Here is a 23621-nt window from a genome sequence, read left to right as displayed (position 1 = left end):
CAACTTCAGGCAAGGCTTGCGACTTGGCCGTCGGCAACCGGTTTTGCGGCTCGCGAACGTGGCGAACTTCACGTAATCCCCAGAAACGGAACTAATGGTTTCTGTTGTGCGTCCCTATCTCGTGCAGCTGGTGGCCCAATGTCGATCAAGTACGGGAAAGGCAGGCAGGTTCCGGGTATGCGTGAAACGCCCGATGCGGGTCGCAAACGGATCGACCTGAGCGTCCCCCAGGTCGCGGGCGGCGCCCTCGCCGCCGTCGTGGCGGCCAAACTGGCGTCGTACTTCGGGGTGTACGGCACGATCCTCGGCGCGGGAGTCGTCAGTGCCGTCGCCACCTGCGGCGGCACCCTGTTCCAGCACTTCTTCAAGCGGACCGGGGAGCAGCTGAGGGACGCGACGGCCACGGCCCGTCCCAGGGAACAAGTGCCACCGGCTGCGGGTGAGTTCACCGAGGGCACCGTCTACCGCGCGCGGGTGAGGAGCCGGCGGCGGCCGGTGGTCGCGGCCGCCGTCGTGTTCGGGGTGACCATGGCCGGCATCACGACGTACGAACTGGTGTCCGGTAACGCCTTCGGGGGCGGCAGGGGCACGACGGTCAGCGACGCCGTCACCGGCCGGAGCTCGTCCTCCTCGACGTCCGATGTGCCCGCCGGCTCCGAGGAGACGCCAGTGCCTTCGCGCACCCCCTCTCGCGAGCACGCACCCGATACCGGCGGCGGTACGGCCCACAGCGCGACGCCGACGCCCGGCGACTCCCCGGGCGGGGAGGCGAGCGGCGGTCCGAGCCCGTCCCCGACCCCCACGCCCAGCGGGTCCACCCAGGCGCCTACGACCCCAGAACCCTCCGCAAGTAGTCGTTCTGGAACAGACGTTCCGGGTCGAGGCGGTCCCTCAGCGCAGTGAACTCGCCGAAGCGCGGGTAGACGCGCGCGAAGTACTCGGCGTCCCGGGTGTGCACCTTGCCCCAGTGCGGCCGGCCCTCGTGCGCCGTGAAGATCCGCTCGGCGGCGGTGAAGTAGGCCTGGTACGGCGTGCCCCGGAACATGTGGACGGCGATGTAGGCGCTGTCCCGCCCCGAGGCGGTGGAGAGGGTGATGTCGTCGGCTGGGGCGGTGCGCACCTCGACGGGGAAGCTGACGCGCAGCCCCGAGCGCTCGACCATGGACTTCAGCTCGCGCAGCGTCTCCGCCAGGGCCGCGCGGGGGACGGCGTACTCCATCTCCACGAAGCGCACCCGGCGCGGCGAGGTGAAGACCTTGTAAGGGATGTCGGTGTACATCCGCGCGGACAGGGCCTTGCTGGAGATCTGCGCGACGGCGGGAATGCAGGCGGGGGCGGCGCGGCCGACCCACTGGGCCACCTGGAAGACGCCGTTGGAGAGGAACTCGTCCTCGAACCAGCCGGCCAGCTGCCCCACGGGCTGTTCGGGACCGGCGCTGCGGTTGTTCCGCTTGGTGTTGGTGTTGCCGGTGTGCGGGAACCAGTAGAACTCGAAGTGTTCGTTCTCCGCCCAGAGTTGATCGAACTCGGCGAGGACCCGGTCGAGGGGCATCGGCTCCTCGCGCGCGGTGAGCAGGAAGACCGGCTCCACGGCGAAGGTGATCGCGGTGACGATGCCGAGGGCGCCGAGGCCTATTCGGGCAGCCGCGAAGACCTCGGGGTTCTCCTTCTCGGAGCAGGTCAGCACCGAGCCGTCGGCCGTGACGAGTTCGAGTCCTGTGATCTGGGCGGCGATCGAGGCGGACTCGCGGCCCGTGCCGTGCGTGCCGGTGCTGATGGCCCCGGAGACCGTCTGCTCCATGATGTCGCCCATGTTGGTGAGCGACAGACCCTCGCGCGCCAGAGCCGTGTTGAGTCTCTTGAGCGGGGTGCCGGCCTCCACCGTGACCGTCATGGCTTCACGGTCGATCTTGCGTATTCCGGTCAACAGTTGAGGGCGGATCAACACACCGTCGGTGGCCGCGATCGACGTGAAGGAGTGCCCGGTCCCGACCGCCTTCACCTTCAGGCCGTCCTCGGCGGCCCGGCGCACCGCCGCGGCCAGCTCCTCCACCGACGCCGGCGTGACCTGCCGGGCGGGCCGGGCGGAGACGTTGCCGCCCCAGTTACGCCAGGTGCCGTTCTTCCCGTTCGCTGTGCTGCTCAACGGTGCCTCCCCGACCCGCGGCCGGCCTGCGCAGCCGGCGGTACCCGAGAAAACCGACCGCGACCGCGACGGCCCCGGACACGGCCGGAACCCCGTACCCGGCCCGCGCCCCGGCGGCGTCGATCACCGAGCCGGCCACGGAGGAGCCGAGCGCGACACCGACCGCGAGGCCGGTGCTCACCCAGGTCATGCCCTCGGTGAGCCGCGCGCGAGGTACGTGCTCTTCGATGAGGGACATCGTCGTGATCATCGTCGGTGCGATGGACAGCCCCGCAACGAACAGCGCCACGGCCAGAAGCGGCAGGTTTCCGACCAGTAGGAGGGGGATCATACTCACGGCCATCGCCGCCACGCCCAGCAGCCAGCGGCGTTCCGGCGCTCCGGTGAACCGCAGCAGCCCGAAGACCACCCCGGCCGCGCAGGAACCGGCCGCGTACAGCGCCAGGACCACACTCGCGGCGCCCTTGTGGCCGCGCTCGTCGGCGAAGGCGACGGTGACCACGTCCACCGACCCGAAGATCGCGCCGGTCGCCACGAAGGTCGCCCCCAGCACCTGGAGGCCGGGTGAGCGCAGGGCCGTACCGCCGCCGTGGCGCTCACGCGGGTGCGGCTGCGGCTCGGTGGCGCGCTGGGCGGTGAGCCAGAAGACGCCGGCGGCCAGGAAGCAGGCGGCGAGCAGCGGCCCGGCCTCCGGGAACCAGGCCGTGGACAGGCCGATGGAGATGATCGGGCCGAAGATGAAGCAGATCTCGTCGACGACCGACTCGAACGAGTACGCGGTGTGCAGTTTGTCGGTGCCCCGGTACAGCGCCGCCCAGCGGGCCCGGATCATCGCGCCCAGGCTCGGCACGGAGCCGATCCCGGCCGCGCACACGAACAGCACCCAGTCCGGCCACTTCGCGTGCGCGGCGAGCAGCAGTCCGGCCGCCGCCGTGAGGGCCACCAGGGTCGCGGGGCGCAGCACCCGGCGCTGCCCGTGCTGGTCGACCAGCCGGGAGATCTGCGGCCCGATCACCGCGGCGGACAGCGCGATGGTGGCCGACAGCGCGCCCGCGAGCCGGTACCGCCCCGTCAGCTGGGAGACCATCGTGACCACGCCGATGCCCATCATCGACAACGGCATCCGGCCGAGGAATCCCGCGGCGGAGAACGCCTTGGTGCCGGGCTCGGTGAACAGGGCTCTGTAGGGGCTGGGCACGGGGTCTCCGAAGCGGCTCGGTAAGGCGCGAATGCGGCTGATACAGGTTACGAGTTAGGTGACCCTAATCGCACCTGGTTTGACGGCCGGAAAAACCGGCATAAACCGACTGGAACCCGACTCGTCACCCGGCTGTTTCCTGGCCGTCAGTACCGAGTGGCAGGATCGAGACATGCCAGACGCGCTCGATGTCACCCCGTACGACGCCCTGCTCCTGCTCTCCTTCGGCGGCCCCGAAGGCCCGGACGACGTGGTCCCGTTCCTGGAGAACGTCACGCGCGGGCGCGGCATCCCGAAGGAACGCCTGAAGGAAGTCGGTCGGCACTACTTCCTGTTCGGCGGGGTCAGCCCCATCAACGGCCAGAATCGCGCCCTGCTGGACGCCCTGCGCAAGGACTTCGCCGAGCACGGCCTGGACCTGCCCGTCTACTGGGGCAACCGCAACTGGGCGCCGTATCTGACGGACACCCTGCGCGAGATGGTCGCCGACGGCCGCCGCCGCATCCTCGTGCTCGCCACCAGCGCCTACGCCTCCTACTCGGGCTGCCGCCAGTACCGCGAGAACCTCGCGGACGCGCTCGCCACGCTGGAGACGGAGGGCCTGGAGCTGCCGAAGATCGACAAGCTCCGGCACTACTTCAACCACCCGGGCTTCGTCGACCCCATGATCGACGGCGTGCTGCGCTCCCTCGAAGATCTCCCCGAGGACGTCCGCGCGGGCGCCCACATCGCCTTCACCACCCACTCCATCCCGGCCTCCGCCGCCGACACCTCCGGGCCCGTGGAGGTCCACGGCGAGGGCGGCGCCTACGTCGAGCAGCACCTGGACGTGGCCCAGCTGATCGCCGACGCCGTCCGCGAGCGCACCGGCGTCGACCACCCCTGGCGGCTGGTCTACCAGTCGCGTTCCGGCGCCCCGCACATCCCGTGGCTGGAGCCGGACATCTGCGACCACCTCGAGGAGCAGCACGCGGCGGGCGTCCCGGCCGTGGTCATGGCGCCCATCGGGTTCGTCTCGGACCACATGGAGGTGCTGTACGACCTCGACACCGAGGCCAGGGCCAAGGCCGAGGAGCTGGGCCTGCCGGTGCGCCGCTCGGCCACCGTGGGCGCCGACCCCCGGTTCGCCGCCGCCGTCCGCGACCTGATCGTGGAACGCGCCGCCGCGGAGCGCGGCCAGGAGGTCACCCCGTGCGCCCTCGGCACGCTGGGCGCGAGCCACAACCTCTGCCCGGTCGGCTGCTGCCCCGCCCGTGCGCCCCATCCGGCCGCCGCCGGCGCCGACAGCCCCTACGCGTGAGGAGACCCGTGACCGACCCCCTGCACCGGGAACTGCTGGAACTGGCCCGGGAGGCCGCTCGCCGCGCCGGTGAGCTGCTGCGGGACGGCCGCCCGGCCGACCTGGCCGTGGCGAGGACCAAGTCCAGCCCGATCGACGTCGTCACCGAGATGGACATCGCGGCGGAGAAGCTGATCACCGATCTGATCTCCGCCCGGCGGCCCGACGACGGCTTCCTCGGCGAGGAGGGCGCCTCCGTGGCGGGCACCAGCGGCGTGCGCTGGGTGATCGACCCGCTCGACGGCACGGTGAACTACCTGTACGGGCTGCCGACCTGGGCGGTGTCCATCGCGGCCGAGCGGGACGGGGAGACGGTCGTCGGGGTCGTCGCGGCCCCGATGCGCGGCGAGACGTACCACGCGGTACGTGGCGGCGGCGCGTGGGCCACTGGCGCATGGGAGGGCGAGCGGGCGCTCGCCTGCCGTCCCGCGCCCCCTCTCGACCAGGCCCTGGTCTCCACCGGGTTCAACTACGTCGCCGAGGTCCGCACCCACCAGGCCGAGGTGGCCGGGCGGCTGATCCCGTTGCTGCGGGACATCAGGCGCAGCGGCTCGGCGGCGGTCGACCTGTGCGACGTGGCCTGCGGCCGGCTCGACGGGTACTACGAGCGGGGGCTCAACGCGTGGGACTTCGCGGCGGGTGACCTGATCGCCCGGGAGGCGGGCGCGCTGGTCGGTGGCAGGCCGGGAGAGCGCCTTTCGCGGGATCTGACAGTCGCCGGGTCACCGGGAGTGTTCGAGCCCCTGCAGGGGCTGCTGGAGGAGTTCGGGGCGTGGCACGACTGAACGCGACCGTCCCCGGTCGCTGAACGCAAGGCGCTGAACGCAAAGGGACCCCGGCGCTGGATTCGCCGGGGTCCCCTCTTGCGCTTTCGGGCCGATCAGACGCGTGACGCGCCGACCTCCACACCGTGTTCGGCGGCGAGGCGTCGCAGGTCGTCGAGCTCTGCCTGCTCCACTTCGACGAGGAAGTCGTCACCCTCGTCACGAGCCCGCGACAGGTCGGACTCGGTCGCCCTTATGCGCTGCAGAAGTCCTGCGGTGAAAGCGTCCATGCTGCGCCCCCTCGTCCTGGGTCGTGGGTCGGTGGCACGGGGGTGTGCCTGTTGGGAAAGGGGCGATCACGTCTCTCACGGGTGCCCAGCGCTGCCCTGCTGGGCGGCGACGGTGCCGGACACCCGCGCCCACTCTGCGGAAGCGGATCGCCATGTACCGCATGGTGCTGCGGCACATGCAGAGCGTGATCGCGGGGTGTAAAGCCGTCCTCCCCCCGCTCCCTCACCCGGAAACCTCAACCGGAGGAGAAAATCTCGTATTCCCGCCCCGGGGCACCGATCTGTGCGGTCCACAACCCGCCTTACAGCCGACTTACGGCCGAAAAGGGCAGGATGGAGGTCACACCCCACGAACACCCCTGCCCGCACGCGCCCACGGCGCGCTACGCGGGTGGACATCAGGAAGGACAAGCGACGTGCGCGTACTCGTCGTCGAGGACGAGCAACTGCTCGCCGATGCGGTGGCCACCGGACTGCGCCGGGAGGCCATGGCCGTCGACGTCGTGTACGACGGTGCGGCAGCCCTGGAGCGCATCGGCGTCAACGACTACGACGTGGTCGTCCTCGACCGCGACCTCCCGCTGGTGCACGGCGACGACGTCTGCCGCAAGATCGTCGAGCTCGGCATGCCCACCCGCGTGCTCATGCTCACGGCGTCCGGCGACGTCAGCGACCGTGTCGAGGGCCTGGAGATCGGCGCCGACGACTATCTGCCCAAGCCCTTCGCGTTCAGCGAGCTGATCGCGCGCGTGCGCGCCCTCGGCCGTCGTACGAGTGTTCCCCTGCCGCCGGTCCTGGAGCGCGCCGGAATCAAGCTCGACCCGAACCGCCGCGAGGTGTTCCGCGAGGGCAAGGAGATCCAGCTCGCGCCCAAGGAGTTCGCGGTGCTGGAGGTGCTCATGCGCAGCGAGGGCGCGGTGGTCTCGGCCGAGCAGCTGCTGGAGAAGGCCTGGGACGAGAACACCGACCCGTTCACCAACGTCGTGCGGGTGACCGTGATGACCCTGCGGCGCAAGCTGGGCGAGCCGCCGGTCATCGTCACCGTCCCCGGCTCCGGCTACCGGATCTGATCGGCCATGGCCGCCACACCCGCGCCGCCCCAGGCGCCACCGAAACCCACCTGGGACCCCAGAAGGCCGCAGGCCCCCTTCCCGTGGCTGCGCCCGACCATCCGCATACGGCTCACGCTGCTGTACGGCGGCATGTTCCTGATCGCCGGCATCCTGCTGCTGTCGATCATCTACCTGCTGGCCGCGCAGGCGATCAGCACCGGCAACCAGCCACTGTTCAAGATCGTCAGCGGCACGTCGATCCGGGTCTCCAGCGACAACTGCCCCGCGATCAACACCACCAGCCTGCCGCTGTCGGAGTTCAACGACGCGATCGCGCAGTGCGTGGACCACCAGCGCCAGGCCGCCCTGGACGACCTGCTCAGCCGCTCGCTGCTGGCCCTGCTGGGCCTCGCCGTGATCGCGTTCGCGTTCGGTTACGCGATGGCCGGCCGGGTGCTGTCGCCACTCGGCCGGATCACCCGTACCGCCCGCCAGGTGGCCGGTTCCGACCTGTCCCGCCGGATCGAGCTGGACGGCCCGGACGACGAGCTGAAGGAGCTGGCGGACACCTTCGACGACATGCTGGAGCGGCTGCAGCGGGCCTTCACCGCCCAGCAGCGCTTCGTCGGCAACGCCTCCCACGAGCTGCGCACCCCGCTCGCGATCAACCGCACGCTCCTCGAAGTGCATCTGTCGGATCCGAACGCGCCGATGGAACTGCAACAGCTGGGCAAGACCCTGCTCGCCACCAACGAGCGCAGTGAGCAGCTGGTCGAGGGCCTGCTCCTGCTCGCCCGCAGCGACAACCAGATCGTCGAGCGCAAGCCGGTCGACCTGGCCGAGGTCGCCACCCAGGCCATCGACCAGGTGCACGGCGAGGCCGAGGCCAAGGGCGTGAAGATCCGCGGCGAGCGCAGGCCGGCGGTGGTGCAGGGCAACGGCGTGCTGCTGGAGCGGATCGCGCTGAACCTGGTGCAGAACGCGGTGCGGTACAACGTGGCCGAGGACGGCTGGGTCGAGGTGGACACGGAGGTCCAGCACGGCCGGGCGGTGCTGACCGTCGCGAACACCGGGCCGGTGGTGCCGGCGTACGAGATCGACAACCTCTTCGAGCCCTTCAGGCGGCTCCGTACGGAGCGCACGGGCAGCGACAAGGGGGTGGGGCTCGGCCTCTCCATCGCCCGGTCCGTGGCCCGCGCGCACGGCGGCCACATCGTGGCGCAGCCCCGCGAGGGAGGCGGTCTGGTGATGCGGGTCACCCTGCCGCTGTGATCCGTGACCGGGCCGTTCCGACCGGGCGGCCCGGGCCCGCGGCCGACACACGCGGGAGATGTTCGCTTGACGCGGAATTTTCCAGCCGCCGAATGAGCTTGCTGTTGTGTGATCGATCACATGGGCGGATTTTCGGCCATGTACGCTCCGTGATCATGAAACATGGCGGAAAGCCGGGAAAGTCCTGGTTTTCAGGGCACTTGATCACGGGAAGTACACGGTGAGGCGCCTTTGAGGTGCGGCATTGGAACCGTGTACGGTCCTCACCGCCATCCAAGCCGATCACTCTTGAGGGGTCGGGTTGGGTGTCGATTGAGTAACAGACCTTGATGTGAGGCAAAATCTCCGCCTCAGGTCGGGCACAAGTCCGGCCTCTCACGCGTTACGTGCGCTGGAGACACCGCAGACACCCAGAGGGGGAGAGCGATATGGCAACCGATTACGACACTCCACGCAAGACCGACGACGACGTCGACTCGGACAGCCTTGAAGAGCTGAAGGCCCGGCGGAACGACAAGTCCACCTCGTCGGTGGACGTCGACGAGTTCGAGGCCGCCGAGGGCCTCGAGCTGCCCGGCGCCGACCTCTCGAACGAGGAGCTGGCCGTCCGGGTGCTGCCCAAGCAGCAGGACGAGTTCACCTGCATGAGCTGCTTCCTGGTGCACCACCGCAGCCAGCTGGCCCGGGAGAAGAACGGTCAGCCGATCTGCCGCGACTGCGACTGAGGTCGGGTCGGCCGTGTCTGGCTCGACCCCTCCCCGGAAGCGCCGCTTCCCCCTGGGGAAAGCGGACGAAGGGCCGTCCGACGGCCCGCACGGCGCGCGTGACGACGAGCGGGGCGCACCCGGAGTGGTGGCCCCGCTCGAACCGGCGACCGACCGGGCAGACCACCCGGCGCCGGTGCGGCAGCCCGCGCCCGCCGCCCGGCGGCGGGCGGCGGTGATGAGCGACAGGGCCCGCGCCATGGCCCGGGAAGGGGTCCGCAGGGGCGGCAGCCGTGCTCGCGCGGGCCTGGGCTACCTCGCGGACCGGATCATCGAGATCGCCCCGCGGGTCCCCGTGCGCGACCTCGCGACCCTGCGCCGGCAGTTCCCGGGTCTCGGCCCCGAAAAGCTCGCCGACAAGCTGGTGGCGGGCGCGGCGGCCGGCACCTCGACGGTCGGAGCGGGGATCGGAGCGGCGGCGATGCTGCCGGTGCCGCCCGCGATGCCGACCGAACTGGCCGCGGAGATCACCGGGGTCGCCGCGATCGAGCTGAAGCTCATCGCCGAACTGCACGAGGTCTACGGCGTACGGCCGCCCGGGAACCTCAAGACCCGCAGTACCGCGTATCTGTCCTCCTGGTCGGGGGAGCGCGGGATCGACGTGATGAAACCGGCGACGTACGACGCCGCCCTCGGCGGCCGCATGAAACGCGAACTGCGCCAGCAGATCATGAAGCGGATGGTCCGGGACCTGCCCAACCTGATGCCGTTCATGGTCGGCGCGGCGGTGGGCGCCGTCATGAACCGCCGGGACACCAGGAGGCTCGCCGCCCATGTCCGGGCCGACCTGCGCAAGATCCAGGTGCCGTGGGACGAACTGCCCGAGCTCCCGCCGCTGGAGGAACCGGCCGAGCCCCTGAAGCTGCGCGACCTTCCCGAAGAGCTCTAGACGCTCGCCAAGGGCTTCGAGGCGCTCGCCGGGAGTCTCTAGGCGTTCGCCTTGCGCGCGGCCTCGATCGCAGCCGCCAGCCGCTCCGGCTCCCGCGTCGACAGGTACAGGTACGGCGTCGGGTCCTCCGGGTCGGTGACCTCCACCCGCAGCGCCGTGGGGATGTAGGCGCGCAGCAGCAGGAAGGCGCGGGTGTCGGCCTTGTACGTCCGCCAGGCGCGGGCCTCCTCCGCGTCCAGCACCTCGGACTCGCCCAGCGCCGACACCGGGATCTTCGCCTCGCCCGCGATCAGCGAGTCACCCACCACACGGATGCGCTGGGAGCCGTACGCGCTGGCGACCACCGCCGCCGCGGCCGTACCGCCGACCAGGCCGCCGAGCAGCGGCAGGGTGCCGAAGGGAAGCAGGATCAGGGCGAAGGAGACGCCCACGAGAAAGCTGATCAGCCACCACGAGCGGGGGGCGGTGAGACGTTCTTCGTAGGGGGCGGCGGAGAGCTGCATGGAGCCAAGCTTGGCACGGGATCCGAAGCTGGCCACTATCAGGGGGAGTCAGCGCGAAGCGCTGTCAGGCGGGGCGCCGGTGGGTGACGGGCGGGCGGGTAAGGTCTGCGCCTGTGAGTGGTAGTTCCGCAAGCCTTCAGCCTCCCGCCGACGCGGTGAAACCGGTACGGCACCCCGACGCGCCCGCGCCCGGGGAACTCCTCGGTGCGCACTACGAACACTGTTTCGGCTGTGGCCCCGGGCAGTCGCACGGACTGCACCTGGAGGCCCGGGCCGGCGAGGGCGTCTCGCTGACCGCCGAGTTCACCGTCCAGCCCGCCCACCAGGGCGCCCCGGGCCTCGCGCACGGGGGTGTGCTGGCCACGGCCCTCGACGAGACCCTCGGCTCGCTGAACTGGCTGCTGCGGACCATCGCCGTCACCGGCCGGCTGGAGACCGACTTCGTGCGGCCCGTGCCCCTTGGCACCACGCTCCACCTGGAGGCCGAGGTCACGGCCGTCGCCGGCCGGAAGATCTACTCCAAGGCCACCGGACGCATCGGCGGTCCCGACGGGCCCGTCGCCGTCCGCGCCGACGCCCTCTTCATCGAGGTCAAGGTCGACCACTTCATCGACCACGGCCGCACGGAGGAGATCCAGGCCGCCATGAGCGACCCGGACCAGGTCCGGCGTGCCCGCGCCTTCGAGGTGAACCCGTGAGCCGTGGCCCCCTGAACGTGCTGCTCCGCCGCGTCGACCCCGACGTACCCCTTCCGGCGTACGAGCATCCGGGGGATGCCGGAGCCGATCTGCGCACGACCGAGCCGTGCGAACTGGGTCCCGGAGAGCGGGCCGTGCTCCCCACGGGTGTGTCGATCGCCCTGCCCGAGGGGTACGCGGCCTTTGTGCACCCGCGCTCCGGGCTCGCCGCTCGCTGCGGCGTCGCCCTCGTGAATGCCCCGGGGACGGTTGATGCCGGGTACCGTGGGGAGATCAAGGTGATCGTGGTGAATCTCGACCCGCGCGAGTCCGTGCGGTTCGAGCGCTTCGACCGGATTGCCCAACTGGTCGTCCAGCAGGTCGAGAGGGTCCGCTTCCAGGAGGTCGCGGAGCTTCCCGACTCCACGCGGGCCGAAGGGGGCTTCGGGTCCACCGGCGGCCATGCCGCGGTGGGCGGCGATAGCGGCACAAGCGGTCAGGCCGCCGATGGCGGTCCGACGGGTGGGAATCGATACGCTTCGGTCGTATCCGACCGGGAAGGACAGTGACGTGTTCGGACGTCGCAAGAAGAAGGGTGCCGCCGAGGACGCGGCCGGCGAGGCCGAGCAGGTCGTCGACAGCGTCGACACCGAGGCGGACGAGGAAGAGGAAGAGGCCGGGCGCGAGCGCGTCCGGCTGGAGCCCGGGCCCCGGCCCGACGGGCCCTGGGACAGCAGCGAGGTGCGTGACCCGGCCGAGGGCCGTGTGGACCTCGGCGGACTGTTCGTACCGGGCGTCGACGGCATGGAGCTCAGGGTCGAGGTCGCCGGTGACGCGATCGTCGCAGCCACCGTCGTGCTGCGCGACAGCGCCATCCAGCTCCAGGCCTTCGCCGCGCCCAAGCGCGAGGGCATCTGGGGCGAGGTCCGCGAGGAGATCGGGTCCGGCATCACCCAGCAGGGTGGCATCGTCGACGAGGTCGAGGGCCCGCTCGGCTGGGAGCTGCGCGCGCAGGTGCCGGTACAGCTGCCGGACGGCACGGGTGGTTTCCAGGTCGTGCGCTTCGTGGGCGTGGACGGCCCGCGGTGGTTCCTGCGGGGAGTGATCTCCGGGCAGGGCGCGGTGCAGCCGCAGGCCGCGGGGCTGCTGGAGCAGATCTTCCGCGACACCGTCGTGGTGCGTGGTGAGGGGCCGATGGCACCCCGCGACCCGATCGTCCTGAAGCTGCCGAACGACGCGCAGATGGTCCCCGAGGGGGTGCAGCAGGAGGAGTCCTCCCGCTTCTCCGGCGGCATGGGCCAGCTGCAGCGCGGGCCGGAGATCACAGAGGTCCGCTAGGCGCTCCGCTGGGTTCAGCGGGGATGTACGGGCCGTGCCTCTGCGGGGTGCGGCCCGTTTTGCGGGGTCGCGCCGTCGCCGGGTGCGGGTTCGTCGTGGCTGCTCGCGCAGTTCCCCGCGCCCCCTCCGGGGCGCCATACTGGCGCCCGGTCGACCGGGGGAGGCGGTATGGGCGGTCAGGTGGTCACCGGCACCATGGTGCGGGTCGAGGACGTCCACAAGTCGTACGGGCGCGGTGCCGCGGCCGCGCATGCCCTGCGCGGGGTCTCCCTCGAGGTGCGGCGGGGTGAACTCGTCGCTCTCAAGGGGCGTTCGGGGTCCGGCAAGACCACCCTGCTGAACATCGTCGGCGGGCTCGACACACCCGACCGGGGGCGGGTCGAGGTCGACGGGCGGCAGCTGGGGGAGCTCGGCGAGAGCGAGCTGCTGCGGCTGCGCCGGGACCGGATCGGGTTCGTCTTCCAGTCCTTCGGGCTCATCCCGATCCTCACCGCGGCCGAGAACGTCGGCGTACCGCTCAGACTGCGCCGTGCCGACCCGCGCGAGCGCGAGGAGCGGGTCGAGCTGCTGCTCTCCCTCGTCGGGCTGGCGGGGCACGCCGCCCAGCGGCCCGGCGAGCTGTCCGGCGGGCAGCAGCAGCGCGTCGCCATCGCCCGCGCCCTCGCCAACCGGCCGGCCCTGCTCATCGCCGACGAACCGACCGGCCAGCTGGACGCCGAGACCGGGCACGCCGTCATGGAGCTGCTGCGGGCCGTCGTACGCAGCGAGGAGTCGGCCGGCCGGGACGGAGCCCCGTCCGCGCTGGTCGCCACGCACGACGCGACCCTCCTCGACCTGGCCGACCGGGTACTGGAACTGCGCGACGGCGAGATCGTCGAGCACTGAACCGGCCGGCTGGGCAGCGGTCTCATCAGGGTTGCGTCAAAGTTGTCCGCCGCACGCCCCCCTGCCCCGTTTGCCGTAATTGTTGGCCGTAAGGTCGACGCTGCGTAGGCGGCAGTCACGGGAAGAGAATGGAGTCATGGCACGCGGCAAGCTTCGGATCTACCTCGGTGCGGCACCCGGCGTGGGCAAGACCTACGCCATGCTCTCCGAGGCACACCGCCGCGTGGAGCGGGGCACCGACTGCGTCGTGGCCTTCGTCGAGCACTACGACCGGCCGCGCACCGAGGTGATGCTGCACGGCCTGGAGCAGGTGCCGCGCAAGCGGCTGGAGTACCGGGGCGCCACCTTCGGCGAGATGGACGTCGACGCCGCGCTGCGCCGGGCGCCTGCCGTCGCCCTGGTGGACGAACTCGCCCACACGAACATCCCCGGCTCGCGCAACGCCAAGCGCTGGCAGGACGTGGAGGAACTGCTCGCCGCCGGGATCGACGTGATCTCGACCGTCAACATCCAGCACCTGGAGTCACTGGGCGACGTGGTCGAGTCGATCACCGGGGTGCGGCAGCGCGAGACCGTCCCGGACGAGGTCGTACGGCGGGCCGACCAGATCGAGCTGGTCGACATGTCCCCGCAGGCGCTGCGCCGCCGTATGGCGCACGGCAACATCTACCAGCCGGACAAGGTCGACGCGGCCCTGTCCAACTACTTCCGCCCCGGCAACCTGACCGCCCTGCGCGAGCTGGCGCTGCTGTGGGTGGCGGACCGGGTCGACGAGTACCTCAACGCCTACCGCAGCGAACACCGGGTCTCCAAGATCTGGGGCTCCCGCGAGCGGATCGTGGTCGGTCTGACCGGCGGTCCCGAGGGGCGCACCCTGATCCGCCGGGCCGCGCGGCTCGCCGAGAAGGGCGCCGGCGGCGAGGTGCTCGCCGTGTACATAGCCCGCAGCGACGGACTGACCTCGGCCTCCCCGAAGGAACTGGCCGTCCAGCGCACCCTGGTGGAGGACCTGGGCGGCACCTTCCACCACGTCGTCGGCGACGACATACCGGCCGCCCTGCTGGACTTCGCGCGGGGCGTGAACGCCACCCAGATCGTGCTGGGCTCCTCGCGCCGCAAGGCCTGGCAGTACGTCTTCGGGCCCGGCGTCGGTGCCACGGTCGCCCGCGAGTCCGGTCCCGACCTCGACGTCCACATCGTCACCCACGAGGAGGTCGCCAAGGGCCGCGGACTGCCGGTGGCCCGGGGCGGCCGGCTCGGGCGGGCCCGGATCATCTGGGGCTGGGCGGTGGGCCTGGTGGGCCCGGCGGTCCTCGCGGTGCTGCTGAACACCGTCGACCTCGGCCTCGCCAACGACATGCTGCTGTTCCTGTCCGTCACCGTCGCGGCGGCACTGCTCGGCGGCCTGCTGCCCGCGCTGGCCTCGGCGGCCTTCGGCTCGCTGCTGCTGAACTACTTCTACACCCCGCCCCTGCACCGGCTGACCATCGCCGATCCCAAGAACATCGTCGCCATCGCGATCTTCTTCGGCGTCGGCATGTCGGTCGCCTCGGTGGTGGACCTCGCCGCCCGGCGCACCCACCAGGCCGCCCGGCTGCGCGCCGAGTCGGAGATACTCTCCTTCCTCGCCGGGAACGTGCTGCGCGGCGAGACCAGCCTGGAGGAGCTGCTGGAGCGGGTCCGGGAGACCTTCGCGATGGAGTCGGCCGCACTGCTGGAGCGGGCGGGCGACGTCGAGCCGTGGACCTGCGCCGGGCGGGCCGGATTCGGGCGCCCGCTGGAGCGGCCCGAGGACGCCGACGTCGACATGCCCGTCGGCGACCACATGGCGCTCGCGCTCACCGGCCGGGTGCTGCCCGCCGAGGACCGCCGGGTGCTCGCCGCCTTCGCCGCCCAGGCCGCCGTCGCCCTGGACCGCCGGCGCCTGCAGGAGGAGGCCGACCAGGCCCGGGCGCTGGCCGAGGGCAACCGCATCCGCACCGCGCTGCTCGCCGCCGTCAGCCACGACCTGCGCACGCCCCTGGCCGGCATCAAGGCGGCGGTGTCGAGCCTGCGCTCCGACGACGTGGACTGGTCCGAGGAGGACCGGGCGGAGCTGCTGCAGGGCATCGAGGAGGGCGCCGACCGGCTGGACCACCTCGTCGGCAACCTCCTCGACATGTCCCGCCTGCAGACCGGTACGGTCACCCCGCTGATCCGCGAGATCGACGTGGACGAGGTCGTGCCGATGGCCCTCGGGGGCGTCCCCGAGGGCAGCGTCGAGCTGGACGTGCCCGAAAGCCTGCCGATGGTCGCGGTCGACCCCGGGCTGCTGGAGCGGTCCGTGGCCAACCTGGTGGAGAACGCCGTCAAGTACAGCCCGAAGGGCCGGTCCGTGGTGGTCTCCGCCAGTGCCATGGCCGACCGGGTCGAGGTGCGGGTGGTGGACCGCGGGCCGGGCGTGCCGGACGCGGCCAAGGACCGGATATTCGAGCCGTTCCAGCGCTACGGTGACGCCCCCCGCGGCGCCGGGGTCGGGCTCGGCCTCGCGGTCGCCCGGGGCTTCGCCGAGGCCATGGGCGGCACCCTCAACGCCGAGGACACGCCGGGGGGCGGACTGACCATGGTCCTCAGCCTCCGCGCGGCAGGATCGCGTCCCGAGCCCCTCGAAGCGGGCCGGGACCTCGCAGAACCAGAAAGGCAGACGACTCTATGACCCGGGTGCTCGTGGTCGACGACGAGCCGCAGATCGTGCGCGCCCTCGTGATCAACCTCAAGGCGCGCAAGTACGAGGTCGACGCGGCGCCCGACGGCCGTACCGCCCTGGAACTCGCCGCCTCCCGGCATCCCGACGTGGTCGTGCTCGACCTGGGTCTGCCCGACATGGACGGCGTCGAGGTGATCCGGGGCCTGCGCGGCTGGACCCGCGTGCCCATCCTGGTCCTGTCCGCCCGGCACTCCTCGGACGAGAAGGTCGAGGCCCTCGACGCGGGCGCCGACGACTACGTCACCAAGCCGTTCGGCATGGACGAGCTGCTGGCCCGGCTGCGGGCCGCCGTGCGCCGGGCCGAGCCGGTCGGGCCCGGCGAGGACGACCTGACGACCGTCGAGACCGAGGGCTTCACGGTCGACCTGGCCGCCAAGAAGGTCAACCGCGCCGGCAAGGACGTCCGCCTCACCCCGACCGAGTGGCACCTGCTGGAGGTGCTGGTGCGCAACACCGGCCGCCTGGTCAGCCAGAAGCAGCTGCTGCAGGAGGTGTGGGGGCCGTCGTACGGCACCGAGACCAACTACCTGCGCGTGTACATGGCCCAGCTGCGACGGAAGCTGGAGGCGGACCCCTCGCACCCGAAGCACTTCATCACCGAGCCGGGCATGGGATATCGCTTCGAGAAGTGAGCGGACCGCGAGGTGAGCGCCGCGAAGTGAGCTGGGCTACGGCGGTGTCGGTGTGCCCCGGTACGCTTCACGTATGAGTGCTGTTCCTCGTTCCGAAAAGCCGGCGGGCCGGTTCCGGCGCATGCTCGACCGGCTCTCCTCGTCGCAGGAGGACCTGGAGTCCGAGGAACTGCGCGAGGACGCCGAGACCACGGGCTGTACGAAGATCGGCGACTGCCACGACCGGCAGATCGTCACCGTAACTGGTACCTTGCGCACGGTCACCCTGCGTCCGCGCGCCGGGGTCCCCGCCCTGGAGGCCGAGCTGTTCGACGGCTCCGCGGCGCTGGACGTGGTGTGGCTCGGCAGGCGTTCCATCGTGGGCATAGAACCGGGGCGCATGCTGATCGCATCGGGCCGGATCTCGATGAGCCGGGGCCGCCGGGTGCTGTTCAACCCGAAATACGAACTGCGACCCCTCGGACGGGAGTAGCCGGTGACGTCCCTCGACAAGCCGACCGAAGGCACCGACCAGAGTCCGCCCGACGAGACCGGCGATGTCCGTGCGGTGACCGAGGCCGCGCTCTTCGAGGCGTTCGGCGGTGTCCGTGGCATGGTCGAGACGGTCGTGCCGGGCCTGCTCTTCGTCGCGATCTTCACGGTGAACAAGAACCTGCACGTGTCGGCGATCGCCGCGCTGGCCGTGTCCCTGGTCCTGGTCGTGGTCCGGCTCGCGATGAAGGACACCGTCAAGCACGCCTTCAGCGGCGTCTTCGGGGTGGCCTTCGGCGTCGCGTTCGCGATGTTCACCGGCAACGCCAAGGACTTCTACCTCCCCGGCATGCTCTACACGCTGGGCCTGGCGCTGGCCTACATCGTCACGACCCTCGCCGGTGTTCCCCTGATCGGCCTCATCCTCGGCCCGGTCTTCAAGGAGAACCTCTCCTGGCGCACCCGCAACCCCGGCCGCAAGAAGGCCTACGCGAAGGCCAGTTGGGCCTGGGGCCTGATCCTGCTGGCCAAGTGCGCGATCCTCTTCCCGCTCTACTGGTGGTCCGACACCGCCAAGCTCGGCTGGGTGCTGGTCATCCTGAAGATCCCGCCGTTCCTGCTGGCGGTCTGGCTCACCTGGGTCTTCCTCGCCAAGGCCCCCGCGCCCATCGACGTCTTCGCCGAGATGGAGGCCGAGGAGCAGGCCGAGAAGGAGCGCAAGGAGGCGCTGGCAGCCGAGGGCGGCGAGACGAGCGGGGGACGGCACCGCCGGGAGGCCTAGGGACTGTCGTCACGTTCCCGTCTGCCGCGCGACGCCCGGCACGCTCCCCCAGCGGGGGCACCCCCGCGACAGGCCCCTGCCGAGCGCGGCATCGCGGGTTCGCACCGGCCCGGGACCGCCGAGGTCCCGGGCCGTTCCCATGGCCTGCCTGCGGTGAAGGGGCGTGTGCTGCCGCGGCACCGGCGTGGGCGAGCGGCGCGCAGCCGGCGGTCAGGGGCAGCGTTCGAGCGTGACTGGCGGGTGGCGCTGCGCGTCCTCGCCCACCGCACCAGGCAGGCCGCCCTCCGTCACGTCGCCGCCGGGCCCGACGCCCGCTGGTCGAGCAGCTGCGCGCCGAGGCGCCGGCCCGCATCGAGGCCGGCGGCGGCCGGCCACAGCGGCTCGCCCGGCTGGAGGACCATCGGCGGCCACGGTGTCGAGGGCCGGCCCCCTGCCGCTGTTGTCCGCACGCGAAGGGCCCGGCAGATCCGACGATCCCCGGGCCCTCGGCGCGGCAGCGCACGGGCTAGCCCGACGTGTCCTCGCGGCGCACCGACAGCAGCTCCTCCAGCTGTTCCTCGCGAGCCTGGGCGGCCACGAAGAGGAGTTCGTCGCCCGGCTCCAGGGAGTCCTCCTTGGACGGGGTCAGGACGCGGGTGCCGCGGATGATGGTGACCAGGGAGGTGTCCTCGGGCCACTCGACGTCGCCCACCTGGGTGCCGGCCAGGGCCGACTCCTCGGGCAGGGTCAGCTCGACGAGGTTGGCGTCGCCGTGGCTGAAGCGCAGCAGCCGGACCAGGTCGCCGACGCTCACCGCCTCCTCGACCAGGGCGGACATCAGGCGCGGGGTGGACACTGCCACGTCCACGCCCCAGGCCTCGTTGAACAGCCACTCGTTCTTCGGGTTGTTGACGCGGGCGACGACGCGCGGGACGCCGTACTCCGTCTTGGCGAGCAGCGAGACGACCAGGTTGACCTTGTCGTCGCCGGTCGCGGCGATGACGACGTTGCAGCGCTGCAGCGCCGCCTCGTCCAGGGACGTGATCTCGCAGGCGTCGGCCAGCAGCCACTCCGCCTGGGGCACCCGCTCCACCGAGATGGCGGTCGGGGCCTTGTCGATGAGCAGGACCTCGTGGCCGTTCTCCAGCAGCTCGCCCGCGATCGAGCGGCCGACGGCACCGGCTCCGGCAATGGCGACCCTCATCAGTGACCGCTCTCCTCTTCCGGGCCCTGGGCGAACGCCGCCTCGACCTTCTCGACGTCGTCCGACCGCATCATCACATGCACGAGGTCGCCCTCCTGCAGCACCGTCTGCGAGGTCGGCAGGATCGCTTCGCCGAGGCGGGTCAGGAACGCCACGCGGACGCCCGTCTCCTCCTGCAGCTTGCTGATCTTGTGCCCGACCCACTTCGCGGAGGCGTGCACCTCGGCGAGCTGCACCCCGCCGGTGGGGTCGCGCCACAGCGGCTCGGCACCGGAGGGCAGCAGCCGGCGCAGCATCTGGTCGGCGGTCCAGCGGACCGTCGCCACGGTGGGGATGCCGAGGCGCTGGTAGACCTCGGCGCGACGCGGGTCGTAGATACGGGCGGCCACGTTCTCCACGCCGAACATCTCGCGGGCCACGCGCGCGGAGATGATGTTGGAGTTGTCACCGCTGGAGACGGCGGCGAAGGCACCGGCCTCCTCGATGCCGGCCTCGCGCAGGGTGTCCTGGTCGAAGCCGACACCGGTGACCCGGCGGCCCCCGAAGCCAGGGCCCAGCCGACGGAAGGCGGTCGGGTCCTGGTCGATCACGGCGACCGTATGGCCCTGTTGCTCCAAGGTCTGGGCGAGAGCGGAACCCACTCTCCCGCAGCCCATGATGACGATGTGCACGACCGTCCTTCCGATGTCAACAAGTTCTCTGAGGTTATTGACCTGGTCTTAACAGGTTCTCAGACCGAGGCCCAAAGCTACACATGGGCGCCGGGGGGTGGGCACCCCCCGGCGCGGGTTCCTCGTGATCACGGTCGGCGATCATGCGCCTGGGCGGCGTCAGCGATCGGTGTCCGCGATCACCGGGGGCGGGGGCCGGCGAGTGATGCTGCGCACGCTGCACAGGGTCAGGATTCCGAGGCCGAGCAGGGCGAGCGTCGCCCCGATCAGCTCCGCGGTCGCGGGCATGGGACCTCCGAGGTGCGATGACATGCGGGGTCTGCCATCTAGGCACGGGGAGTGCGCGGACCGCGGAATCCGCAATTCCGGGCGCCTCTGAATTCACTCGTGAGGCAGATCCGGGACACCGGGTGGGCGGGCGGCTGTTCGAAGGCCTACGATCCTCTCTCGTGTCCAAACTGACCGACGTGCCCAAACGGATCCTCATCGGGCGCGCACTGCGCAGTGACCGGCTGGGCGAAACGCTCCTGCCGAAGCGCATCGCACTCCCCGTCTTCGCCTCCGACCCGCTGTCCTCCGTCGCCTACGCGCCGGGGGAGGTCCTGCTGGTCCTGTCCATCGCGGGCGTGTCGGCGTACCACTTCAGCCCGTGGATCGCCCTCGCGGTCGTGGTGCTGATGTTCACCGTGGTCGCCTCCTACCGGCAGAACGTCCACGCGTACCCGAGCGGCGGTGGCGACTACGAGGTCGCCACCACGAACCTGGGCCCCAGAGCCGGCCTCACGGTCGCCAGCGCCCTGCTCGTGGACTACGTCATGACCGTCGCCGTCTCCATCGCCTCCGGCATCGAGAACCTCGGGTCTGCGATCCCCTTCGTGGTCGAGCACAAGGTGCTGTGCGCGGTCGTCGTGATCGTGCTGCTGACGCTGATGAACCTGCGCGGCGTGAAGGAGTCCGGCAAGCTCTTCGCGATCCCGACGTACGTGTTCGTCGGCGGCGTCTTCGTCATGATCGCGTGGGGCGCCGTCCGGGGCCTGATCCTCGGGGACGCCATGCGCGCCCCGAGCGCCGGCTACCACATCAACGCCGAGCACCAGGGCCTCGCCGGCTTCGCGCTGATCTTCCTCCTGCTGCGCGCCTTCTCCTCCGGCTGTGCGGCACTGACCGGTGTGGAGGCCATCTCCAACGGTGTCCCGGCCTTCCGCAAGCCCAAGTCGAAGAACGCGGCGACCACCCTCGCGCTGATGGGCGTGCTGGCCGTCACCATGTTCTGCGGCATCATCGTGCTCGCCATGACGACCAAGGTCCGCATGGCCGAGAACCCGGCCACCGACCTGATCCGGGGCGGCCACCCGCTCGGCTCCGGCTATGTCCAGAACCCGGTGATCTCCCAGGTCGCCGAGGCCGTCTTCGGCAAGGGCAGCTTCCTGTTCGTCGTCCTCGCGGCGGCGACGGCCCTTGTCCTCTTCCTGGCGGCCAACACGGCGTACAACGGCTTCCCGCTGCTCGGCTCGATCCTCGCCCAGGACCGCTACCTGCCGCGCCAGCTGCACACCCGCGGCGACCGCCTCGCCTTCTCCAACGGCATCGTGCTGCTCGCGGGCGCCGCGGCCCTGCTGACCGTCATCTACGGCGCCGACTCCACGCGTCTGATCCAGCTGTACATCGTCGGCGTGTTCGTGTCCTTCACGCTCAGCCAGACCGGCATGGTCCGGCACTGGAACCGGCACCTCGCGGTCGAGCAGGACCCGGCCAAGCGCCGCCACATGATCCGCTCCCGCGCGATCAACGCGTTCGGTGCCTTCCTGACCGGCCTGGTGCTGGTCGTGGTGCTGGTCACCAAGTTCACGCACGGCGCCTGGGTGGCCGTCGTCGGCATGTGCATTTTCTACGCGACGATGACCGGGATCCGTAAGCACTACGACCGTGTCGCCGAGGAACTCGTCGCTCCGGACGACCCGGACGACGAGATGGTCCGCCCGTCCCGGGTCCACTCGGTCGTCCTGATCTCCAAGATCCACCGCCCGACGCTCCGTGCCCTGGCCTACGCCAAGCTGATGCGCTCGGACACCCTGGAGGCGCTGACGGTCAACGTCGACCCGGTCGAGACCAAGGCGCTGCGCGACGAATGGGAGCGGCGCGGTATCGACGTACCGCTGAAGGTCCTGGACTCGCCGTACCGCGAGATCACCCGGCCGGTGATCGAGTACGTCAAGAGCCTGCGCAAGGAGTCGCCGCGCGACGCGGTCTCCGTGATCATCCCCGAGTACGTGGTCGGCCACTGGTACGAGCATCTGCTGCACAACCAGAGCGCCCTGCGCCTGAAGGGCCGCCTGCTGTTCACGCCCGGCGTGATGGTGACCTCGGTGCCGTATCAGCTGCAGTCCTCCGAAGCGGCCAAGCAGCGGGCCCGCAAGCGGCAGGAGTGGAGCGCGCCGGGTGCGGTGCGGCGCGGTCCGGCGGCGGACCGGCCCAAGCAGCCGTCGGCGACGAAGGACTGACCCCGGGGCTCGGCCTGTGGTGAGCGGCCGGACGACAGCCACGTAGACTGGTGGGCTGTTGTCCGGCCGTTTCCCGTTCCTGATCTGGAGTCACCCCGCCATGCAGGCAGAACCGAAGAAGTCGCTGGTCGGGGAGGAGTACGAGGTCGAGATCGGCCCCGTCGCCCACGGCGGCCACTGCATCGCCCGCACGGCCGAGGGCCAGGTGCTGTTCGTCCGGCACGCGCTGCCCGGCGAGCGGGTGGTGGCGAGGGTGACCGAAGGCGAGGAGGGAGCCCGCTTCCTCCGTGCGGACGCCGTACGGATCCTGGAGGCGTCCAAGGACCGCATCGAGGCCCCCTGCCCGTTCGCCGGCCCCGGCCGCTGCGGCGGCTGTGACTGGCAGCACGCCAAGCCCGGCGCCCAGCGCCGCCTGAAGGGCGAGGTGATCGCCGAACAGCTCAAGCGGCTCGCGGGCCTCACGCCCGAGGAGGCCGGCTGGGACGGCACGGTGATGCCGGCCGAGGGCGACAAGCTGCCGTCGGGCCAGGTCCCGCAGTGGCGCACGCGGGTGCAGTACGCCGTCGACGCCGAGGGCCACGCGGGTCTGCGCCGCCACCGCTCCCACGAGGTCGAGCGCATCGACCACTGCATGATCGCGGCGGAGGGCGTCAGCGAGCTGGGCATCGAGCGGCGGGACTGGACCGGCATGGAGTCGGTCGAGGCGATCGCGGCGACGGGCTCGCAGGACCGCCAGGTGATCCTGACGCCGCGCCCGGGCGCCCGCCTCCCCCTGGTCGAACTGGACAAGCCGGTGTCGGTCCTCCGGGTCGACGAGAAGTCCGGCGGGGTGCACCGCGTCCACGGCCGCCCCTTCGTCCGCGAGCGCGCCGACGGCCGTACCCACCGCGTGGGCAACGGCGGCTTCTGGCAGGTCCACCCGAAGGCGGCGGACACCCTGGTGACGGCGGTCATGCAGGGCCTCCTCCCACGCAAGGGCGAGATGGCCCTGGACCTCTACTGCGGCGTGGGCCTGTTCGCGGGGGCACTGGCCGACCGGCTCGGCGAGAAGGGCGCGGTCCTCGGCATCGAGTCCGGCAAGCGCGCGGTGGAGGACGCCCGGCACAACCTGGCCGACTTCCCGCGGGTCCGCATCGAACAGGGCAAGGTCGAGTCGGTCCTGCCGCGCACGGGCATCACCGAGGTCGACCTGATCGTCCTGGACCCGCCCAGGGCGGGCGCGGGCCGCACGACGGTCGCCCACCTCTGCTCCCTCGACGCCCGCCGCATCGCCTACGTCGCCTGCGACCCCGCGGCGCTGGCCCGCGACCTGGCGTACTTCCGCGAGGGCGGATACCGGGTGCGGACGCTCCGGGCGTTCGACCTGTTTCCGATGACGCATCACGTGGAGTGCGTAGCGATTTTGGAGCCCGCGGCAAAGGGGCTCTGACCTGCGGTTTTCCTGGGTTGCTCCGGCATGGCCGGGTGCGCTCGACCTGTTTCCCGACGTCCACCGCGTGGAACATGTCGCAGGCTCGCG

Annotated in this window: 24 protein-coding genes; 16 read left to right on the top strand and 8 right to left on the bottom strand. The window is 71.2% G+C overall.

What is annotated here, in order from left to right; genetic code table 11:
* Positions 1-461: 461 nt before the first annotated feature.
* The 3 genes from LMU33_RS41590 to LMU33_RS01705 are packed head-to-tail and all read right to left on the bottom strand — an operon-like array spanning position 462 to position 3344.
* A complete protein-coding gene (locus LMU33_RS41590; RefSeq protein ID WP_308280742.1) occupies positions 462-803 on the bottom strand; it encodes a hypothetical protein in 342 nt (113 codons plus the stop codon).
* Between the two features lie 23 nt (positions 804-826).
* On the bottom strand, positions 827-2146 hold the full coding sequence (locus LMU33_RS01710; protein ID WP_228616628.1) for a D-arabinono-1,4-lactone oxidase: 1320 nt from the start codon (positions 2144-2146) through the stop codon (positions 827-829).
* Positions 2106-3344 carry an MFS transporter gene (locus tag LMU33_RS01705; protein WP_228616626.1) on the bottom strand — a complete coding sequence of 413 codons (1239 nt, stop codon included), beginning with the start codon at positions 3342-3344 and terminating at the stop codon, positions 2106-2108. The genes LMU33_RS01710 and LMU33_RS01705 overlap by 41 nt, the downstream gene beginning before the upstream one ends.
* A gap of 172 nt (positions 3345-3516) precedes the next feature.
* Here LMU33_RS01705 and LMU33_RS01700 point away from each other — a divergent pair, with 172 nt between their 5' ends.
* Together LMU33_RS01700 and LMU33_RS01695 are read left to right on the top strand one after the other, a co-directional pair.
* The gene (locus LMU33_RS01700; protein WP_228616624.1) at positions 3517-4644 is read left to right on the top strand and encodes a ferrochelatase; all 1128 of its coding nucleotides are present in this window, start codon (positions 3517-3519) and stop codon (positions 4642-4644) included.
* A gap of 8 nt (positions 4645-4652) precedes the next feature.
* The gene (locus LMU33_RS01695; RefSeq protein ID WP_228616622.1) at positions 4653-5468 is read left to right on the top strand and encodes an inositol monophosphatase family protein; all 816 of its coding nucleotides are present in this window, start codon (positions 4653-4655) and stop codon (positions 5466-5468) included.
* 95 nt (positions 5469-5563) lie between these two features.
* Here the strand turns inward: LMU33_RS01695 and LMU33_RS01690 are convergent, their stop codons facing one another.
* Complete coding sequence (locus LMU33_RS01690; RefSeq protein ID WP_023546087.1) at positions 5564-5737, bottom strand: hypothetical protein; 174 nt, start codon at positions 5735-5737, stop codon at positions 5564-5566.
* A 416-nt stretch (positions 5738-6153) separates the two neighbouring features.
* Between LMU33_RS01690 and LMU33_RS01685 the strand changes: the two genes are divergently transcribed.
* The 4 genes from LMU33_RS01685 to LMU33_RS01670 all read left to right on the top strand — a co-directional run bounded on the left by LMU33_RS01685 (position 6154) and on the right by LMU33_RS01670 (position 9714).
* On the top strand, positions 6154-6807 hold the full coding sequence (locus tag LMU33_RS01685) for a response regulator transcription factor (RefSeq protein ID WP_023546086.1): 654 nt from the start codon (positions 6154-6156) through the stop codon (positions 6805-6807).
* A 6-nt stretch (positions 6808-6813) separates the two neighbouring features.
* Complete coding sequence (locus LMU33_RS01680) at positions 6814-8061, top strand: sensor histidine kinase (protein ID WP_228616620.1); 1248 nt, start codon at positions 6814-6816, stop codon at positions 8059-8061.
* Between the two features lie 428 nt (positions 8062-8489).
* Positions 8490-8786: a DUF4193 domain-containing protein gene (locus tag LMU33_RS01675; RefSeq protein WP_003997302.1), complete on the top strand. Its 297-nt coding sequence runs from the start codon at positions 8490-8492 to the stop codon at positions 8784-8786.
* Between the two features lie 13 nt (positions 8787-8799).
* On the top strand, positions 8800-9714 hold the full coding sequence (locus tag LMU33_RS01670) for a hypothetical protein (protein ID WP_228616616.1): 915 nt from the start codon (positions 8800-8802) through the stop codon (positions 9712-9714).
* A 38-nt stretch (positions 9715-9752) separates the two neighbouring features.
* On the opposite strand, the gene LMU33_RS01665 is transcribed toward LMU33_RS01670, so the two are convergent.
* Complete coding sequence (locus LMU33_RS01665) at positions 9753-10217, bottom strand: DUF3093 domain-containing protein (RefSeq protein WP_228616614.1); 465 nt, start codon at positions 10215-10217, stop codon at positions 9753-9755.
* A 113-nt stretch (positions 10218-10330) separates the two neighbouring features.
* Here LMU33_RS01665 and LMU33_RS01660 point away from each other — a divergent pair, with 113 nt between their 5' ends.
* The 8 genes from LMU33_RS01660 (at position 10331) to LMU33_RS01625 (ending at position 17747) form a co-directional block, all read left to right on the top strand.
* Complete coding sequence (locus LMU33_RS01660) at positions 10331-10915, top strand: PaaI family thioesterase (protein WP_228616612.1); 585 nt, start codon at positions 10331-10333, stop codon at positions 10913-10915.
* Entirely contained in the window at positions 10912-11463 is a 552-nt protein-coding gene (gene dut / locus LMU33_RS01655) for a dUTP diphosphatase (RefSeq protein WP_228616610.1), read from the top strand. The genes LMU33_RS01660 and dut overlap by 4 nt, the downstream gene beginning before the upstream one ends.
* A gap of 1 nt (position 11464) precedes the next feature.
* Positions 11465-12232 carry a DUF3710 domain-containing protein gene (locus LMU33_RS01650; RefSeq protein WP_228616608.1) on the top strand — a complete coding sequence of 256 codons (768 nt, stop codon included), beginning with the start codon at positions 11465-11467 and terminating at the stop codon, positions 12230-12232.
* A 168-nt stretch (positions 12233-12400) separates the two neighbouring features.
* A complete protein-coding gene (locus LMU33_RS01645; RefSeq protein WP_228616606.1) occupies positions 12401-13117 on the top strand; it encodes an ABC transporter ATP-binding protein in 717 nt (238 codons plus the stop codon).
* 136 nt (positions 13118-13253) lie between these two features.
* Complete coding sequence (locus LMU33_RS01640) at positions 13254-15812, top strand: ATP-binding protein (RefSeq protein WP_228616604.1); 2559 nt, start codon at positions 13254-13256, stop codon at positions 15810-15812.
* Positions 15809-16495: a response regulator gene (locus LMU33_RS01635; protein ID WP_228616602.1), complete on the top strand. Its 687-nt coding sequence runs from the start codon at positions 15809-15811 to the stop codon at positions 16493-16495. The genes LMU33_RS01640 and LMU33_RS01635 overlap by 4 nt, the downstream gene beginning before the upstream one ends.
* Positions 16496-16568: 73 nt before the next feature.
* Positions 16569-16967, top strand: coding sequence for an OB-fold nucleic acid binding domain-containing protein (locus LMU33_RS01630; protein ID WP_228616601.1), 399 nt, complete (start codon positions 16569-16571; stop codon positions 16965-16967).
* 3 nt (positions 16968-16970) lie between these two features.
* Positions 16971-17747: a DUF3159 domain-containing protein gene (locus tag LMU33_RS01625; RefSeq protein ID WP_228616599.1), complete on the top strand. Its 777-nt coding sequence runs from the start codon at positions 16971-16973 to the stop codon at positions 17745-17747.
* 505 nt (positions 17748-18252) lie between these two features.
* Here LMU33_RS01625 and LMU33_RS01620 read toward each other — a convergent pair.
* From LMU33_RS01620 to LMU33_RS41310, 3 genes are all read right to left on the bottom strand, one after another.
* The gene (locus tag LMU33_RS01620; protein WP_228616597.1) at positions 18253-18930 is read right to left on the bottom strand and encodes a potassium channel family protein; all 678 of its coding nucleotides are present in this window, start codon (positions 18928-18930) and stop codon (positions 18253-18255) included.
* Positions 18930-19601, bottom strand: coding sequence for a potassium channel family protein (locus tag LMU33_RS01615; RefSeq protein ID WP_228616595.1), 672 nt, complete (start codon positions 19599-19601; stop codon positions 18930-18932). Before LMU33_RS01615 ends, LMU33_RS01620 begins: the two co-directional genes overlap by 1 nt.
* Before the next feature lie 159 nt (positions 19602-19760).
* Positions 19761-19889: a hypothetical protein gene (locus tag LMU33_RS41310; protein WP_283844071.1), complete on the bottom strand. Its 129-nt coding sequence runs from the start codon at positions 19887-19889 to the stop codon at positions 19761-19763.
* 161 nt (positions 19890-20050) lie between these two features.
* On the opposite strand from LMU33_RS41310, the gene LMU33_RS01610 reads away from it, so the two are divergent.
* The gene (locus LMU33_RS01610; protein ID WP_228616594.1) at positions 20051-22102 is read left to right on the top strand and encodes an APC family permease; all 2052 of its coding nucleotides are present in this window, start codon (positions 20051-20053) and stop codon (positions 22100-22102) included.
* A 100-nt stretch (positions 22103-22202) separates the two neighbouring features.
* Positions 22203-23531 (top strand): class I SAM-dependent RNA methyltransferase, encoded by a 1329-nt coding sequence (locus LMU33_RS01605; RefSeq protein ID WP_228616592.1) that lies wholly within the window; start codon positions 22203-22205, stop codon positions 23529-23531.
* Positions 23532-23621 lie beyond the last annotated feature (90 nt).

This window comes from Streptomyces barringtoniae (assembly GCF_020819595.1).
GTDB lineage: Bacteria > Actinomycetota > Actinomycetes > Streptomycetales > Streptomycetaceae > Streptomyces > Streptomyces barringtoniae.
The sequence above is the reverse complement of the archived record's forward strand: the minus strand, read 5'-3'. Positions and strand labels throughout refer to the sequence as shown.